Origin of the sequence: Cereibacter changlensis JA139, assembly GCF_003034985.1 — a bacterium.
In the GTDB taxonomy this organism is placed as follows: domain Bacteria; phylum Pseudomonadota; class Alphaproteobacteria; order Rhodobacterales; family Rhodobacteraceae; genus Cereibacter; species Cereibacter changlensis.
The window spans coordinates 1-14,336 of sequence record NZ_PZKG01000101.1 but is presented as its reverse complement, the minus strand read 5'-3'; the positions used below and the strand labels follow the sequence as shown (position 1 = coordinate 14,336).

The 14,336-nt window shown below is 70.2% G+C and carries 16 protein-coding genes, 1 tRNA gene and 2 pseudogenes; 7 read left to right on the top strand and 12 right to left on the bottom strand.

Translation table 11 applies throughout. From position 1 onward, the window contains the following. Positions 1 to 340, bottom strand: a pseudogene (locus C5F48_RS17205) (GNAT family N-acetyltransferase); the annotation flags it as partial. A gap of 351 nt (positions 341 to 691) precedes the next feature. After that, a tRNA-Tyr gene (locus tag C5F48_RS17200) sits at positions 692 to 775 on the bottom strand. 130 nt (positions 776 to 905) lie between these two features. Here C5F48_RS17200 and rlmB point away from each other — a divergent pair. Together rlmB and C5F48_RS17190 are read left to right on the top strand one after the other, a co-directional pair. Continuing rightward, on the top strand, positions 906 to 1,694 hold the full coding sequence (gene rlmB / locus C5F48_RS17195; RefSeq protein WP_107665091.1) for a 23S rRNA (guanosine(2251)-2'-O)-methyltransferase RlmB: 789 nt from the start codon (positions 906 to 908) through the stop codon (positions 1,692 to 1,694). Between the two features lie 160 nt (positions 1,695 to 1,854). Further along, on the top strand, positions 1,855 to 2,271 hold the full coding sequence (locus C5F48_RS17190; protein WP_107665090.1) for a CoA-binding protein: 417 nt from the start codon (positions 1,855 to 1,857) through the stop codon (positions 2,269 to 2,271). A 39-nt stretch (positions 2,272 to 2,310) separates the two neighbouring features. Here the strand turns inward: C5F48_RS17190 and C5F48_RS17185 are convergent, their stop codons facing one another. The 3 genes from C5F48_RS17185 to hisA form a co-directional block, all read right to left on the bottom strand. After that, positions 2,311 to 2,622, bottom strand: coding sequence for a phosphoribosyl-ATP diphosphatase (locus C5F48_RS17185; protein WP_107665089.1), 312 nt, complete (start codon positions 2,620 to 2,622; stop codon positions 2,311 to 2,313). Then, the gene (gene hisF, locus C5F48_RS17180) at positions 2,619 to 3,380 is read right to left on the bottom strand and encodes an imidazole glycerol phosphate synthase subunit HisF (protein WP_107665088.1); all 762 of its coding nucleotides are present in this window, start codon (positions 3,378 to 3,380) and stop codon (positions 2,619 to 2,621) included. The genes C5F48_RS17185 and hisF overlap by 4 nt, the downstream gene beginning before the upstream one ends. Positions 3,381 to 3,491: 111 nt before the next feature. Next, complete coding sequence (gene hisA, locus C5F48_RS17175) at positions 3,492 to 4,211, bottom strand: 1-(5-phosphoribosyl)-5-[(5-phosphoribosylamino)methylideneamino]imidazole-4-carboxamide isomerase (protein ID WP_107665087.1); 720 nt, start codon at positions 4,209 to 4,211, stop codon at positions 3,492 to 3,494. Positions 4,212 to 4,363: 152 nt separating this feature from the next. Here hisA and C5F48_RS17170 point away from each other — a divergent pair, with 152 nt between their 5' ends. Then, positions 4,364 to 5,176 carry an alpha/beta fold hydrolase gene (locus C5F48_RS17170; protein WP_107665086.1) on the top strand — a complete coding sequence of 271 codons (813 nt, stop codon included), beginning with the start codon at positions 4,364 to 4,366 and terminating at the stop codon, positions 5,174 to 5,176. On the opposite strand, the gene hisH is transcribed toward C5F48_RS17170, so the two are convergent. From hisH to C5F48_RS17140, 6 genes are read right to left on the bottom strand one after another with little or no spacing between them, the layout of a single operon-like run. Next, on the bottom strand, positions 5,173 to 5,811 hold the full coding sequence (gene hisH / locus C5F48_RS17165) for an imidazole glycerol phosphate synthase subunit HisH (protein ID WP_107665085.1): 639 nt from the start codon (positions 5,809 to 5,811) through the stop codon (positions 5,173 to 5,175). The genes C5F48_RS17170 and hisH overlap by 4 nt on opposite strands. Next, positions 5,811 to 6,398 carry an imidazoleglycerol-phosphate dehydratase HisB gene (hisB, locus tag C5F48_RS17160; RefSeq protein ID WP_107665084.1) on the bottom strand — a complete coding sequence of 196 codons (588 nt, stop codon included), beginning with the start codon at positions 6,396 to 6,398 and terminating at the stop codon, positions 5,811 to 5,813. The genes hisH and hisB overlap by 1 nt, the downstream gene beginning before the upstream one ends. Before the next feature lie 57 nt (positions 6,399 to 6,455). Further along, a complete protein-coding gene (locus C5F48_RS17155) occupies positions 6,456 to 7,364 on the bottom strand; it encodes a metal ABC transporter permease (protein WP_107665083.1) in 909 nt (302 codons plus the stop codon). Continuing rightward, complete coding sequence (locus C5F48_RS17150; RefSeq protein ID WP_107665082.1) at positions 7,364 to 8,278, bottom strand: metal ABC transporter permease; 915 nt, start codon at positions 8,276 to 8,278, stop codon at positions 7,364 to 7,366. The genes C5F48_RS17155 and C5F48_RS17150 overlap by 1 nt, the downstream gene beginning before the upstream one ends. Further along, complete coding sequence (locus tag C5F48_RS17145; protein WP_170139640.1) at positions 8,275 to 9,030, bottom strand: metal ABC transporter ATP-binding protein; 756 nt, start codon at positions 9,028 to 9,030, stop codon at positions 8,275 to 8,277. Before C5F48_RS17145 ends, C5F48_RS17150 begins: the two co-directional genes overlap by 4 nt. Positions 9,031 to 9,032: 2 nt before the next feature. Continuing rightward, on the bottom strand, positions 9,033 to 9,983 hold the full coding sequence (locus C5F48_RS17140; RefSeq protein ID WP_107665080.1) for a metal ABC transporter solute-binding protein, Zn/Mn family: 951 nt from the start codon (positions 9,981 to 9,983) through the stop codon (positions 9,033 to 9,035). Between the two features lie 201 nt (positions 9,984 to 10,184). Between C5F48_RS17140 and C5F48_RS17135 the strand changes: the two are divergent. The 4 genes and pseudogenes from C5F48_RS17135 (at position 10,185) to nadE (ending at position 14,140) form a co-directional block, all read left to right on the top strand. Next, positions 10,185 to 11,285: pseudogene (locus C5F48_RS17135) on the top strand (SLAC1 anion channel family protein). 101 nt (positions 11,286 to 11,386) lie between these two features. Next, positions 11,387 to 11,917, top strand: a complete 531-nt coding sequence (locus C5F48_RS17130; protein ID WP_245941417.1) for a ferritin-like domain-containing protein — start codon at positions 11,387 to 11,389, stop codon at positions 11,915 to 11,917. A 148-nt stretch (positions 11,918 to 12,065) separates the two neighbouring features. Next, positions 12,066 to 12,599, top strand: a complete 534-nt coding sequence (locus tag C5F48_RS17125; RefSeq protein ID WP_107665079.1) for a DUF4142 domain-containing protein — start codon at positions 12,066 to 12,068, stop codon at positions 12,597 to 12,599. Further along, entirely contained in the window at positions 12,596 to 14,140 is a 1,545-nt protein-coding gene (gene nadE / locus C5F48_RS17120) for an NAD(+) synthase (RefSeq protein WP_107665078.1), read from the top strand. Before C5F48_RS17125 ends, nadE begins: the two co-directional genes overlap by 4 nt. Here nadE and C5F48_RS17115 read toward each other — a convergent pair. Continuing rightward, positions 14,137 to 14,336, bottom strand: a 200-nt coding sequence (locus tag C5F48_RS17115; protein WP_181247718.1) for an FAD-dependent oxidoreductase, incomplete at its 5' end; no start/stop codon positions are given. The genes nadE and C5F48_RS17115 overlap by 4 nt on opposite strands.

The following is a 14,336-nucleotide window of genomic DNA, read 5'->3' as shown; positions in this document are numbered from 1 at the left end:
TTTCGGGTGTAGACCTCGAGCGAGAGCTCGCCCTTCAGCGACAGGGCATGGGCGATCAGCCTCCGGCCGATCCCTTGGCCCTGCTGGTCGGGGCTTATGAAGATCCCGCCGATGAAGCTGTCGAGCAGGCTGATGAAGCCCAGGGCCTCGCCGGCGCGGCAGGCCACCCAGGTCTCGGCCATGGGCAGGTATTCCTCCTCGATCAGCTTGCGCTGCTGGAGAAGGCGTTGCTCGCCCATGAACGGGTGAGCACGTCGAGAGGCGTCGAGCCAGATGGCCGACAGTTTTCGATGTCCGTCGCCGCATCGAAGGGCCGGATCACCACAGTCTGGTTCTTCATGGGAACTCCGCAGAAGAGAATGCAAAGAGGTTCGGCTCCCTGAGGGGGCCGAGGCAATACCGCCGGTTGCGGTTCACGCTGAGCCTCTGCGCATGGATCTCCTTCTGCCAGCGCCGGGCATTTATGGCCTCCACCTCATGACGTCAATGGCGGCCGCCAGTTCCTTCCACCCCCCACCGAAAGGCCAACCCATGGCAACTCTTGCCGCCACCTCGCTTGCGGGGCCGGGGCAGCGTTCTGCTGCCGAGACCACGCTGACCGCCTCGATCCGGAAGTCATTGATCTTCATCTGCAACGATAGCAGCAGGACGGAACTGTTTGTCCCGGATTGCGCCGTGCAGTTTTTGGAATTGGTGGGCGACCCTGGAATCGAACCAGGCACGAGTCGCCTCGGCGGAGTTACAGTCCGCTGCCGCACCTTGCAGCACGTCGCCCACTGGGCGGCTGATTAGCGGAGGCCAAAGGGAGGGTCAAGGCGGAATCGTAGGCTGTCGTGCAGAGGGGCTTTCCGCTTGCGCAGCACCGGCGGTCGGATCATTCTGCCGCCCTCAAAAGGGAGACCAGGATGACCACGCGCAGCACCAAACCGGCCTGGGTGATCGACAAGGAGCGCATGAAGCGCACCTCCGCCAACGAGACGGTCTGGCTGTTCGGGCTGCATGCCGTGCGCGACGCGCTGGTCAACCCGGCGCGGCAGAAGCTGCGGCTCGTGCTGACCAAGAACGCCGCCGACAAGCTGGCCGACGCGATCGCCGCCGGCGGGCTGGAGCCGGAGATCGTCGATCCGCGCAAGTTCGACGTGCCGATCGACGAGGGCTCGGTGCATCAGGGCGCGGCGCTCGAGGTGAAGCCGCTGAACTGGGGCTCGCTGCAGGATATCGCCGCCTCGGGCGAGGGCGCGCCGCTCTTGGTGCTGCTGGACCGGGTGACCGATCCGCACAACGTGGGCGCGGTGTTGCGCTCGGCCGAGGTGTTCGGCGCGCGGGCGGTGATCGCGCCGCAGCGGCATTCGGCGCCGGAGACCGGGGCGCTGGCCAAGACCGCCTCCGGCGCGCTGGAGCGGCAGCCATATCTGCGGGTGGTGAACCTCGCCGACGCGATGGAGGAGCTGAAGGCGATGGGCTACATCCTGCTGGGGCTGGACGGCGAGGCCGAGGTGACGCTGGGCCAGGCGCTGGCCGAGGCGGGATCGCGCCCCATCGGGCTGGTGATGGGCGCCGAGGGGCCGGGGCTGCGCGACAAGACACGCGACACCTGCGACCGGCTGGTGCGGATTCCGGCCTCCGGGGGCTTCGGCTCACTGAACGTCTCCACGGCGGCGGCGGTGGCGCTCTACGCCACGGCGACTCGCTGATCTTCACAGAATCGCGAGCGAGGCTTTTCTTTGCCTCTGTGTCCCCCATGTTACAGGAAGAGCGGGGCCGGAACCCCCGTTCTACCTTCACTGTCCCTCGTTCCGCCACTGGCGCCCGGCCTTCGTTGGTTCGGGCGCTTTTTTCTGCCCGGAGGCTCCCATGACCGATGCCGAGATCAGCCAGATCCTGACCGAGACCCGCACCATCGCCGTGGTCGGCTGGTCGCCCAACCCGGCCCGGCCGAGCCGCCGCGTCGCGGCCTATCTCAAGGACCGCGGCTATCGGGTGATCCCGGTGAACCCGGGCCATGCGGGCGAGAAGGCCCTGGGCGAGACGGTCGCGCCGGATCTCGCGGCGCTGGCCGGGGAGGGGGTGGAGATGGTCGACATCTTCCGCCGCTCCGAAGCGGTGCCCGAGGTGGTGGAGGCGGCGCTTGCGGCGCTGCCGGGGCTGAAGGTGGTGTGGATGCAGCTCGGCGTCACCAGCGATGCGGCGGCGACGATGGCCGAAGCCAAGGGCGTTCAGGTGGTGCAGGACCGCTGCCCGGCGATCGAGATTCCGCGGCTGGGGCTCTGAGCGTCAGATCGGGGGAGCCTGCGCGGCTCTCCCGGCCCCTCACCCCCGGGCGGCTTTCTCGGCAATCCCCGAGGTGCCCTCGCGGCGCTCCAGCTCCATGAGCACCTCGGCCAGCGTCACGTCGCGCGCGGCGAGCATGACGAGCAGGTGATAGAGCACATCCGCCGCTTCCGCGGTCAGCTTCGCCCGGTCGCCCTTCACCGCCTCGATGATCGCCTCGACGGCTTCTTCCCCGAACTTCTCGGCGCATTTCTCCGGCCCGTTGGCCAGAAGCTTCGCCGTCCAAGAGCTTTCCGGGTCGGCTCCCCGGCGCGCCTCGACCGTGGCCGCCAGCCGCTCCAGCGCGCTCATGGCAGCCTCACGGCGATGCCGGCCGCGGCCATGTGCGCCTTGGCCTCGGCGATGGTGAATTCGCCGAAGTGGAAGATCGACGCCGCCAGCACCGCCGAAGCGCCGCCTTCGGTGACGCCTTCAACCAGATGGTCGAGCGTGCCGACGCCGCCCGAGGCGATCACCGGGATCGACACCGCGTCGGAGATGGCGCGGGTGAGCGGCAGGTTGAACCCGGCCCGGGTGCCGTCGCGGTCCATCGAGGTCAGCAGGATCTCGCCCGCGCCTTTCGAGGCCACCAGTCGCGCGAAGTCCACCGCATCCATGCCGGTCGGCTTGCGCCCGCCATGGGTGAAGATCTCCCATTTGCCGGGGCTCACGGTCTTGGCGTCGATGGCGACGACGATACACTGGCTGCCGAAGCGGTCGGCGGCCTCGGCCACCACATCGGGGTTGGCGACGGCGGCCGAGTTGAACGAGACCTTGTCGGCGCCGGCCAGAAGCAGCGCCCGTACGTCCTCGGGCGTGCGCACCCCGCCGCCCACCGTCAGCGGCATGAAGCATTGCTCGGCGGTGCGGGTGACGAGATCGTACATCGTGCCGCGATTCTCGTGCGTCGCATGGATGTCGAGAAAGCAGAGCTCGTCCGCCCCAGCCGCGTCATAGGCGCGGGCCGCCTCCACCGGGTCGCCCGCGTCGCGCAGGTCGATGAAATTGACGCCCTTGACCACCCGGCCATCGGCCACGTCGAGACAGGGAATGATGCGGGTCTTCAGCATGGCCGGGCTCCTTTGCCCCGTGGTAGCGCGCGGGGTGCGGGGAGGGAAGGGGCGTGCCGCCCCCTCCGCCGCTGCGCGGCTCACCCCTGCGGATATTTGCGGACAGAAAATTCAGGCTTTCAGGGCGGCGAGCGCCTCGGCCAGATCGATCGCCCCGTCGTAGAGCGCCCGGCCCGAGATCGCGCCGGCGATCACGCCGGTATCGCGCAGCGCGGTGAGGTCGGCCATCGAGGAGACCCCGCCGGAGGCGATCACCGGGATCGAGACCGCACGGGCCAGCGCCTCGGTCGCCTCGATGTTGGGCCCGCCCATCGCGCCGTCGCGGTCGATGTCGGTGTAGATGATCGCGGCCACCCCGGCGTCCTCGAAGGAGCGGGCGAGATCGGTGACCATCACCTCGGTCTCCTCGGCCCAGCCGCGGGTGGCGACGCGGCCCTTGCGCGCGTCGATCCCCACCGCGACCTGCCCGGGAAAGGCCCGCGCCGCCTGCCGCACCAGATCGGGCTCCTCCACCGCCACGGTCCCGAGGATCACCCGGGCGAGACCCTTTTCCAGCCAGCCCTCGATGGTCCAGAGATCACGGATGCCGCCGCCGAGCTGCACCGGCACCGTGACCCGGGAAAGGATCGCCTCGACCGCTTCGGCATTCACCGGCTGGCCGGCGAAGGCGCCGTTCAGATCGACCAGATGCAGCCATTCGCAGCCCGCCGCCTGGAACTTCGCCGCCTGCGCCGCCGGATCGTCCCCGAACACCGTCGCCGCTTCCATCTCGCCGCGCAGCAGGCGGACGCATTGGCCGTCCTTCAGGTCGATGGCGGGATACAGGATCATGGCGCTCTCCTCGCTGGGGTTTGGCGGTGTTTCGCATGCAGCGGGGGGCTTGCCAAGAGCGGGCCGCCCTACCCGACCCCGGTCTACGCATCCGTGACGGAACTCCCGGGCGGGCGGCCCGGTTGACAGCTGGCAACTTCAGGAGATCACCGATGACCCATGTCACCGCCGAGGATGGCACGAAACTCCACGGCCGCGACTGGGGGCAGGGGCGACCCGTCGTCCTGATCCATGGCTGGCCGCTCAGCGGCGACAGCTGGGAATACCAGTCGGTGCGGCTGGCCGAGGCGGGCTTCCGCGTCATCGCCTATGACCGGCGCGGCTTCGGGCGGTCGGACCAGCCCTTCACCGGCTACGACTACGACACGATGGCCGACGATCTGGCCGCGGTCATCACCGCGCTCGGGCTCGACGACGTGGCGCTGGTCGGCTTCTCGATGGGCGGCGGCGAGGTCGCGCGCTACATGTCGCGGCATGGCGGCAAGGGCATCACCCGCGCCGCGCTGATCTCCTCGGTGGTGCCGATGGTGCAGCAGGGCGACCGCGAGGTGGGCGCGCCGCTGAAGGTGCTCGAGGGCATCAAGGACGGCCTGCGCAAGGACCGGCCGGAGTTCCTCGGCAGCTTCTTCAAGACCTTCTACGGCAACGGCCTTCTGAGCGGGGTCAGTGACGGAGTGCTGCACTGGTCCCTGATGATGGCGATGCAGGCCTCGCCCAAGGCGACGCTCGATTGCGTCGATGCCTTCGGCAAGACCGACTTCCGCCCCGATTGCGCGGCCTTCGGCGTGCCGACGCTTGTGATCCATGGCACGAAGGACGAGACCGTGCCGATCGAGGCCACCGCGCGTGAGGCGGCGCGGCTGATCCCCAACGCGAGGCTCGTCGAATACGAGGGTGCGCCGCACGGGCTCACGGCCACCCATGCCGACCGGCTGTTCGAGGACCTGCGCGACTTCCTGCGCTAGGGCTTCCAGCGGAGGAAGTTGGCGATCAGCCTCAGGCCGGTCGCCTGACTTTTCTCCGGGTGGAACTGGGTGCCCACCATCGTGTCGCGCCCGATGATCGCGGTGATCTCGCTGCCATAGTCGGCATGGGCCAGACGCTCGGCGGGATTGGCGACGCGGAAATGGTAGGAGTGGACGAAATAGGCGTGATCGCCGGTTTCGATCCCCTCCAGCACCGGATGGGCATGGTCGATCACCAGATCGTTCCAGCCCATATGCGGCACCTTCAGCAGGGGATCGGCGGGGGCGATGCGCTCCACCTCGCCGCCGATCCAGCCGAAGCCCGCCGTTTCTTCATATTCCAGCCCGCGCGTCGCCATCATCTGCATGCCGACGCAGATGCCGAGGAAGGGCCGCGCCCGGGTGGTCACGGCCTCCTCGATCGCCTCCGACAGCCCGCCATAGGCGCCGAGCGCCCGGCGGCAGGCCGGAAAGGCGCCATCGCCCGGCAGCACGATCCGGTCGGCGCGGGCGACATCCTCGGGCCTGTCCGACACCAGCACCGTGCCGCCGCCGACCTCTGCCGCCATGCGCTGGAAGGCCTTCTCGGCGGAGTGCAGGTTGCCGCTGTCGTAGTCGACGAGAACCGTCAGCATCAGAGCATGCCCTTGGTCGAGGGGATGGCATCGGCGCGGCGCGGATCGGGCTCCACCGCCTCGCGCAGGGCGCGGGCGACGGCCTTGAAGGCGGCCTCGGCGATGTGGTGGCTGTTGATCCCGTGGATCATGTCGACATGCAGGGTGATGCCGCCATGGGTCGAGAGGGCCTGGAAGAACTCGCGCACCAGCTCGGTGTCGAAGCTGCCGATCTTGGCGCTGGGGAAGGCCACGTTCCACACGAGGTAGGGCCGCCCCGAGAGGTCGAGCGCGCAGCGCACCTGCGCATCGTCCATCGCCAGATGGCAGGCGCCGTAGCGGCGGATGCCGCGCTTGTCGCCAAGCGCCCTGGTCAGCGCCTGACCCAGCGCGATGCCGCTGTCCTCGACCGTGTGGTGGTCGTCGACATGCAGATCGCCCTTGGCGCGCAGCGTCATGTCGATCAGCGAATGGCGCGAGAGCTGGTCCATCATGTGGTCGAAGAAACCGACGCCGGTCTGAATGTCATAGGCGCCGGTGCCATCCAGATCGACGCTCAGCGTCACGTCGGTCTCGGCGGTCTTGCGGGTGATGTCGGCCTTGCGCATCGCGGGCTCCTCGTGATCCGCGCGACTTATAGGACGGTGGGCAGCCAGAGGGAAGGGTCAGGCCGCCCGGCGATGCGGGCCGAAGGCGGCGGCCAGCGCCAGACAGAGGCCCGAGAGCGTGGCGATCATCCCCGCCGCCGAAAGCGAGTTGGGCAGGCCGAACCACATCGGCCCGTAGCCCGCCAGCACATAGCCGCCCACCGCCGACAGGAGGGCGAGGCCGAGGCTCAGCGCCACCTGCAGCGGCAGCCGGTCGGTCAGCAGCCGCGCCGCGGCGGGCGGGCAGATCAGCATGGCGATGGTGAGGATCGAGCCCACCGCGGTGAAGGCCGCAACGCAGGCCATCGCCGCCGCCGCCACCAGCCCCAGCGAGATCGCCTGCACCGGCAGACCAAGCGCCCGGGCGAAGCCCTCGTCGAAGGTGGCGAGCTCGAGGGGCCGCCAGAAGATGAAACCGGCGATGGCGATGAGCGCGAAGACCGCGGCCATCCGCCCAAGCTCCGGCGGCAAGCCCGCCAGCGCCACCGGATCGACCAGCGACTCCCAGCCCGTCGCATCGAGCCAGATCAGGCTCTCGAGATTGCCGTAGAGCGCATGTTCCACATCCAGATGCACCGCCCCCGCGCCGGATCCCTCCAAGAGCAGCACGCCCAGCGCGAACATCGTGGTGAAGGTGACGCCCATCGCCGCGCCCGGCTCCACCCCGGCCAACCGGCGGATGCCCTCGATCAGCAGCACCGAGACCATCGCCGCCGCCCCGGCGCCCAGCATCATCGCCCAGGTCGAGGCGCTGCCGGTGAAGAGGAAGGCCACCACGATCCCCGGCAGCACGACATGGCTGATCGCATCGCCGAGCATCGCCTGCCGCCGCAGCATCAGGAAGTTGCCGGGCAGGGCGCAGGCCATGGCGGCGAAGCAGCCGATCAGAATCGGCGTCAGCGAGAGGATGACGAAATCGGCTTCCATCACGCGGCCCTCATCCTGCGGCGCAAGGCCCGCGTCTGCAGCAGCCGCACGACCAGTCCGCGGCGCGGCGCGAAGAGCGCCGAAAGGACGAAGCCCGCGAAGGCCAGCACCACGATCACCGGCCCGGTCGGTACCCCCGGCACCGCCGCCGAGACCGCGGCGCCGAGATAGCCCGCCGCCCCGCCGATCGCGCCCGCGACCAGCGCCATCACCCCCACCCGGTCGGTCCACATCCGCGCCGCCACCGCAGGCGTGATTAGCAGCGCCACGATCAGGATCAGCCCGACCACGCGCAGCCCGATCAGCACCACGCCCAGCGTCAGCACCATCAGCGCCAGATCGTAGAGCCGGGGCCGGAGCCCCATCACCGTGGCGTAGCCCGGATCGAAGGCCACCATGGTCAGCGGCCGCCGCATCAGCCCAACGAGCGCCAGCGCCACCGCGCCGCCGCCCGCGATCAGCAGCGCGTCGGCCCGCAGCATCCCGGCGGTGGAGCCGAGCAGGAAGCTCTCCAGCCCCGCCTGATGCCCGGTGTTCAGCCCCTGGATCAGCGTCAGGATCACGATGCCGAGGCCATAGAACACCGACAACACCGCGCCGATCGCCGCATCCTCCGGCAGGCGGGTGTGGCGCGTCAGCAGTTGCAGCGCCCCGAGCCCGAGCAGCGCCGAGAGCCCGGCGCCGAGCAGCAGCCCCGCGAGCAGCCGGCCGTCGCCGCCCAGCGCCACCATCGCCAGAAAGGCGAGGCCGACGCCCGGCAGCGTGGCATGGGCGATGGCATCCGACACCAGCGCGCGCTTCCTCAGGAAGAGGAACGCGCCGACGACTCCGGCGGCAAAGCCCAGCGTCAACGCAGCCAGCGTCACCAGCGTGGCGTTCGGTCCGGCCCGCAAGAGCAGCGCCTCGAGCATCATTGTGCCGCGAGCTCCGGGTCCATCGGCAGCGTGCCGCCATAGGTCCGGCCCAGCGCCTCACGGGTGAAGGCGGTGGCCACCGGACCTTCGGCGATGGCCGTGCGGTTCAACAGCAGCACCCGGTCGAAATAGGCGGGCACGGTGGAGAGGTCGTGATGCACCGCGACCACCGTCGCGCCGCCGTCGCGCAGGCCCTGCAGCACCGAGACGATGGCGCTCTCTGTCGCCGCATCGACCCCGGCGAAAGGCTCGTCGAGCAGGAAGAGCTCCGCCCCCTGCGCCAGCGCCCGGGCGAGGAACACCCGCTGCTGCTGCCCGCCCGACAGCGCGCCGATCTGGCGCAGCGCGTAATCCTGCATGCCCACCCGCTCCAGGCACTCCATCGCCTTCGCCCTGTGCGCGGCCGTGCGTCGGCCCAGCAGCCCGAGGCTGCGATAGAGGCCCATCTGCACCACATCGACAGCGCGCACCGGGAAATCCCAATCGACCGAGGCGCGCTGCGGCACATAGGCGATGCGCGCCCGCGCCGCGGCGAGCGGCTGGCCGAAGAAGCGCACCTCGCCCGCCGCCACAGGCACGAGGCCGAGCGCCGCCTTCAGGAGCGTCGATTTCCCCGCCCCGTTCGGCCCGATGATCGCGGTCATCCGCCCGGGGGCGAAATGCGCCTCCACCTGCTCCAGCACCGGCAGGACGCCGTAATGTACGGAAAGCCCGCGCAGGCTCAACGCGTCGGGACGCGGGGGGCCCGACATGATCATGCCTGCACCATCAGCTTGCCCAGCCGCCCACGTTCCGGCGCCCGGCCACCCAAGGCCCCGGCGATCAGCGTCACGTTATGGTCGATCATCCCGAGATAGGTGCCTTCATAGCTGCCGTCCGCGCCCATCGCGTCGGAATAGAGCTGCCCGCCGATCTGCACCTCATGGCCCTTCGCCGCCGCCCCCTCGATCAGCGCCCGCATGGAGCGGTCCGAGACCGAGCTTTCGACGAAGACCGCCTGCACCCGGCGCTCCACCAGCATGTCGACGAGCTGGCCGATCCGCGCCAGCCCGGCCTCGCTTTCGGTGGAGAGCCCCTGGATGCCCTGCACCTCGAAGCCGTAGGCCGCGCCGAAATAGCCGAAGGCGTCATGCGCGGTGACCAGCACCCGCGCCTCGGGCGGCACGGTGGCCAGCACCTCCTGCGCATAGGCCTGCAGCGATGCGATCTCGCCCTGATAGCTTTCGGCCCGGGTCGCGTGATCGGCGGCGCGCTCGGGCGCGAGGTCGCTCAGCGCGCGGGCGATCTCGGTCACCACCAGCGACCAGAGCTCGGGCGCCATCCAGACATGCGGATCGAAGCGGTCGGGGTAATCCGGATTGCCGCGCAGCAGCGCCTTCGGCAGCGCCTCGGCCACCGCCACCACCCGGCGCTGACGGGCGAGATCGGCGAAGAAATCCTCCATCTGCGCTTCGAGATAGAGCCCGTGCCACAGCACCAGATCGGCCCGGGCCATGGCGACGATGTCGCTGCGGGTCTGGCGGTAGCCGTGCGGGTCCATCCCCGGACCCATCAGCGCCCGCACCGCGCCGCCGCCGACGATCCGCGCGGCGTCGGCGATCATCCCGGTGGTGGCGACGACGGTCGGCCCCTCCGCCGCCCGCAGGGGGAGGGGCAGGGCAGCGGCGGACATCAGGGCAAGCAGGGCACGTCGTGTCAGCGGCATCGGAACCTCGTCCAGAACAATCCTTGGCTTTGAAGATATGAGAATTATTCGCAATGTCAATGATATTGAGAACCATTCGCAATACGGGGGCGGGGGAGGGGCACCGTGCAGTGGCACCGCCGCGGCTGCGGAGCCAGCGCGCCAGAGGTCCAGGTGCGACGGGGTCCGTGCGGGAGGGGAGCGGTGACGGCAGAGCGCAGCATGACGCACCCGGCAGATGGACCCAGTGTGACGGGGTCACAGACGGCGGGGCAGGGTGGAGATAGGCTTGCGGCATCGGCGCGGCGCGTGGGGGAGGAGAACGGCATGCAGGGCGGGCAAATGATGGCACGGGCGCAGGCGGACGTGGCGGCGGAGGCGCGGCTCGCGCATTTCCCGGTCACCTTCTTCGCCATCGGCATGGGGATGATGGGTCTGACCCTGGCGCTGCGGGCCGGTGAGGCCGCCTTCGCCCTCGGGCCGGAGGCGTCGCGGGCGGCGCTGCTGGTCTCGCTGGCGCTGCTGGGGCTGGTGGCGCTGGGCTATCTCGCCAAGGCGCTGCTGCATCCGGCGGCGGTGGCGGCGGAGTGGCGCCTCCCGGTGCGGATCGCCTTCTTTCCGGCGATCTCCATCTCGCTGCTGCTGCTGTCGGTCGCGCTGCTGGAGGAGCAGCCGGAGGCGGCGCGGCTGGTCTGGAGCGCGGGGACGGCGCTGCAGGGCCTGCTTGCCCTGGCGGTCATCGGAGCCTGGATCGGGCATCGCAGCTTCCAGCAGGGTTAGCTGACGCCGGCCTGGTTCATCCCGGCGGTGGGCAATGTCATCGTGCCGCTGGCGGGGATGCGGCTCGGCCATCCGGAGCTGTCCTGGCTGTTCTTCTCCGGCGGGCTGATCTTCTGGATCGTGCTGCTGACGCTGGTGATGAACCGGCTGATGTTCCACGAGCCGCTGCCGGGCAAGATGGTCCCGACGCTGATGATCCTCGTCGCCCCGCCCGCCGTGTCCTTCCTGGCCTGGCTGCGGCTGACCGGCGAGGTGGGGGCTTTCGGCCATATCCTGCTGAGCATCGCCTATGTCTTCGCGCTGATCGTCGCCTCGCAGGCGGCGAAGTTCACCCGGATGCCCTTCGCCCTGTCCTGGTGGGCGCTGTCCTTCCCGCTGGCGGCGCTGACCATCGCCAGCTTCGCCTATGCCGCGGCCGCCGGCTCCGCGCCGCACCGGCTGATCGGGGCGGGGCTGCTGGGCCTCTTGCTGCTGGTGGTGGCGGGGCTGGTCCTGCGCACCGGCCTCGGCATCTGGCGCCGCGAGATCTGCATCGCGGAGTGAGGCCGGCCCCCGGACGGGCGGCGCGGCGGGCTGCCGCCCCGTCATCGCGCGGGGCGGGAACATCCGGGCAAGTCCTCTGTTCGCTCCTCCGGAACGTCCAGATGAAAGGCTACCCCATGGAAAATCCAGGCACCGCCCATGACGTCTATGTCGCCGGGCTGAAGAACGCCCATGCGATGGAGAACCAGGCCCTGTCGATCATGCAGCCGCAGCTGAACCGGCTGGAGCATTACCAGGAGGTGGCGGCGATGCTCGATCGGCACATCCGCGAGACCGAGGGCCAGATCGCCCGGCTCGACGAGATCCTCGCCGGCCTCAACGAGAGCGCCTCGGGGCTGAAGGACACGATGCTTTCCTTCAGCGGCACCATGGCGGCGCTGACCCACAGCACGGCGCCGGACGAGATCCTGAAGAACTCGCTGGCCAATTTCGCCTTCGAGAATTTCGAGATCGCGGCCTACACCTCGCTGATCACCTCCGCCCGGCTCAGCGGCGCCAGCTCGACGATTCCGCTTTTGGAGCAGAACCTCGAGGAGGAGCGGCGGATGGCCGCCTGGATCCACGACAACCTGCCGGCGGTGACCGAGCAATACGTGGCGCGGAAGGCCGCCGGCCAGCGGGCCGACGTCTGAGCCAGGCGCCGGCCTTCGGCTGACGCCGCTTTCCGGCGGGCCTTTCTCCTCGCCGGCTCTGCCAAGAACCGGGTCCGCCTTCCGGGCGGGCGCGGCCTTCGCCCGGCCCGCCGCGCCGGCGGCCGGGCGCCATCAGGAAGATAGTCCCATGAAATCATTCCCCGCCCTCACCGCCCTCGGCCTCGCCGCCCTTCTCGCCGGCGGCGCTCTGCAGGCCCAGACCCCGCCCGCGACCTCGACGGAGCCGCAGCTCTTCGCGGAGCGCGCCGCCTCCTCCAACGCCTTCGAGATCGAGTCGAGCAGCCTCGCCCTGCAGGCGCTGGAGCGGGCCGGGCTCGAGACCGATCAGCCGCTGGTGGATTTCGCCCAGGCCATGGTCCGCGACCACAACGAAGCGCAGGAGCAGTTGAACATCGCCGCCGCGGCGGATGGGGTCATCATCCCGGCCGAGATCGACGACCGCCACACCGCCACGCTCGACAGCCTGAAGACCGCCAGCACCGGCGAGAATTTCCGCAGCGCCTATGTCACCGCCCAGGTCGACGCCCATGAGGAATCCGTCGCCCTGTTCACTGCCTTCGCCGCCGACGGCCCCGAGGGCGCGCTAAAGGACTTCGCCGTAAAGACGCTGCCGGTGCTGCAACAGCACGAGGAGCACATCAAGACCTTGGACCGGCGATGAGTCCCGGGGCGGAGACCGCGGCGGCGCTGAAGACCGAGATCCTCGACCTCGCCCGCCAGCCGACCGGGGCGCTGTCGCCCTGGTTCGAGGCGCGGCTGGAGGAGCAGCTGGCCCAGGACCTGTTCCTTCCCGGCCGCGAGCTGGAGGCGGTGCGGCAGAAGCTGGTCCGCGACCTGGCCGACTACCGCACCCAGGCGGGGATCGACACCGCGGTGCTCGGCATGTCGGGCGGCGTCGACTCGGCGCTGACCGCGGCGCTGCTGAAGGCGGCGGGATGGCGGGTCATCGGCCTGACCCTGCCGATCGAGCAGGACCCCATCGAGACAGAGCGCGGCGTCGAGGCCTGCGCGGCGCTGGGGCTGGAGCATCTGCATCTCGATCTTTCCGCGCCCTATGAGGCGGGGATCGCCAGCCTCGCCAGCCTCGACGGGAGGATCGGTTCAGCCGATGACGCGGCGCATCGCACCCGGCGCGGCAACCTGCGGGCGCGGCTGCGGATGATGACGCTCTACGATCAGGCGCACCGCTTCGGCGGGCTGGTTGCCAGCACCGACAATTTCTCGGAACTCGGCGCGGGCTTCTGGACCCTGCATGGCGATGTGGGCGACCTCGCCCCGGTGCAGTCGCTGTTGAAGAGCTGGGAGGTGCCGTGGATGGCGCGGGCCTCCGGCGTGCCGGAGCGGACCTGGCGGGCGATGCCGACCGACGGGCTCGGCATCGGCGGCGGCGACGAGGCGCAGATCGGCGCGACCTATCTCGAATGGGACATCCTGATCTTCGCGCTGATGGCGATCCTGCGCGACGAGCCCGACCTGTCCACCCAGCACCTCGCCTTCGTGCTGGGGATGGACGAGGACCGCCACGCGCAGCTGGTGCTGGGCACCGTGCTGGCCCGGCTCGCCGCCACCTGGCACAAGCGGGCGAACCCGATCCGACTGGACCATCCCAGGACCGACCGCTACGGCCCGCTGGCCGCGCTCGACGCGCGGCTGTTCCGGCCGGCGGTGCTGAAGACCGAAGCGGCGATGCTGTCTTTCTCTGGCGAGCTGCAGGCCATGGCCAACCACCTGGTGCGGGCGCTGGAGGCGCGGGGGCAGAAGCTGGTGACGGCGGAATCCTGCACCGCGGGCCTCTTGGCCGCCTGCGTAGCCCAGGTGCCGGCCTGTTCCGACGCGCTGTCGGGCAGTTTCGTCACCTACAGCCCGGGGATGAAGATTGCGGCGCTGGGCCTGCCCGAGGCGCTGATCGACGAGCGGACGGTCTATGATCCCGAGGTGGCGCGACGCATGGCGACCGGGGCGCTGGCGGCGGCGCCCGAGGCCTGGCTCGCCATCGCAATCACCGGCGTCGCCGGGCCGGACGACGATCAGGGCAAGCCGGCGGGCTGGGTCTGCATCGCCACCGCCTGCCGCGGCAGCGGGGCCGAGGCGGTGGAGCACCGCTTCGACGGCGGCCCCGAGCAGGTGATCGCCGCCACGCTGCGCGCCGCGCTGGAGGCGGGTCGGCTGGCGCTGGCCCGCGATGCGGGGCAGGACGGCTAGGCCGGCAGGCAGCGCCCCTCGGCCTGGCGCAGGGCGTTGTGGATCGCGGTGGCGGCGATCTCGCCCTGCGCCATGGCGACCGCGATCTGGTTCAGCCCGGTCACCACGTCGCCCGCGGCATAGACCCCCTCGACCGAGGTGCGCTGGTGGTCATGGGTGACGATCCGCCCGTCGTCGGCGAGCGTCACGCCCAGGC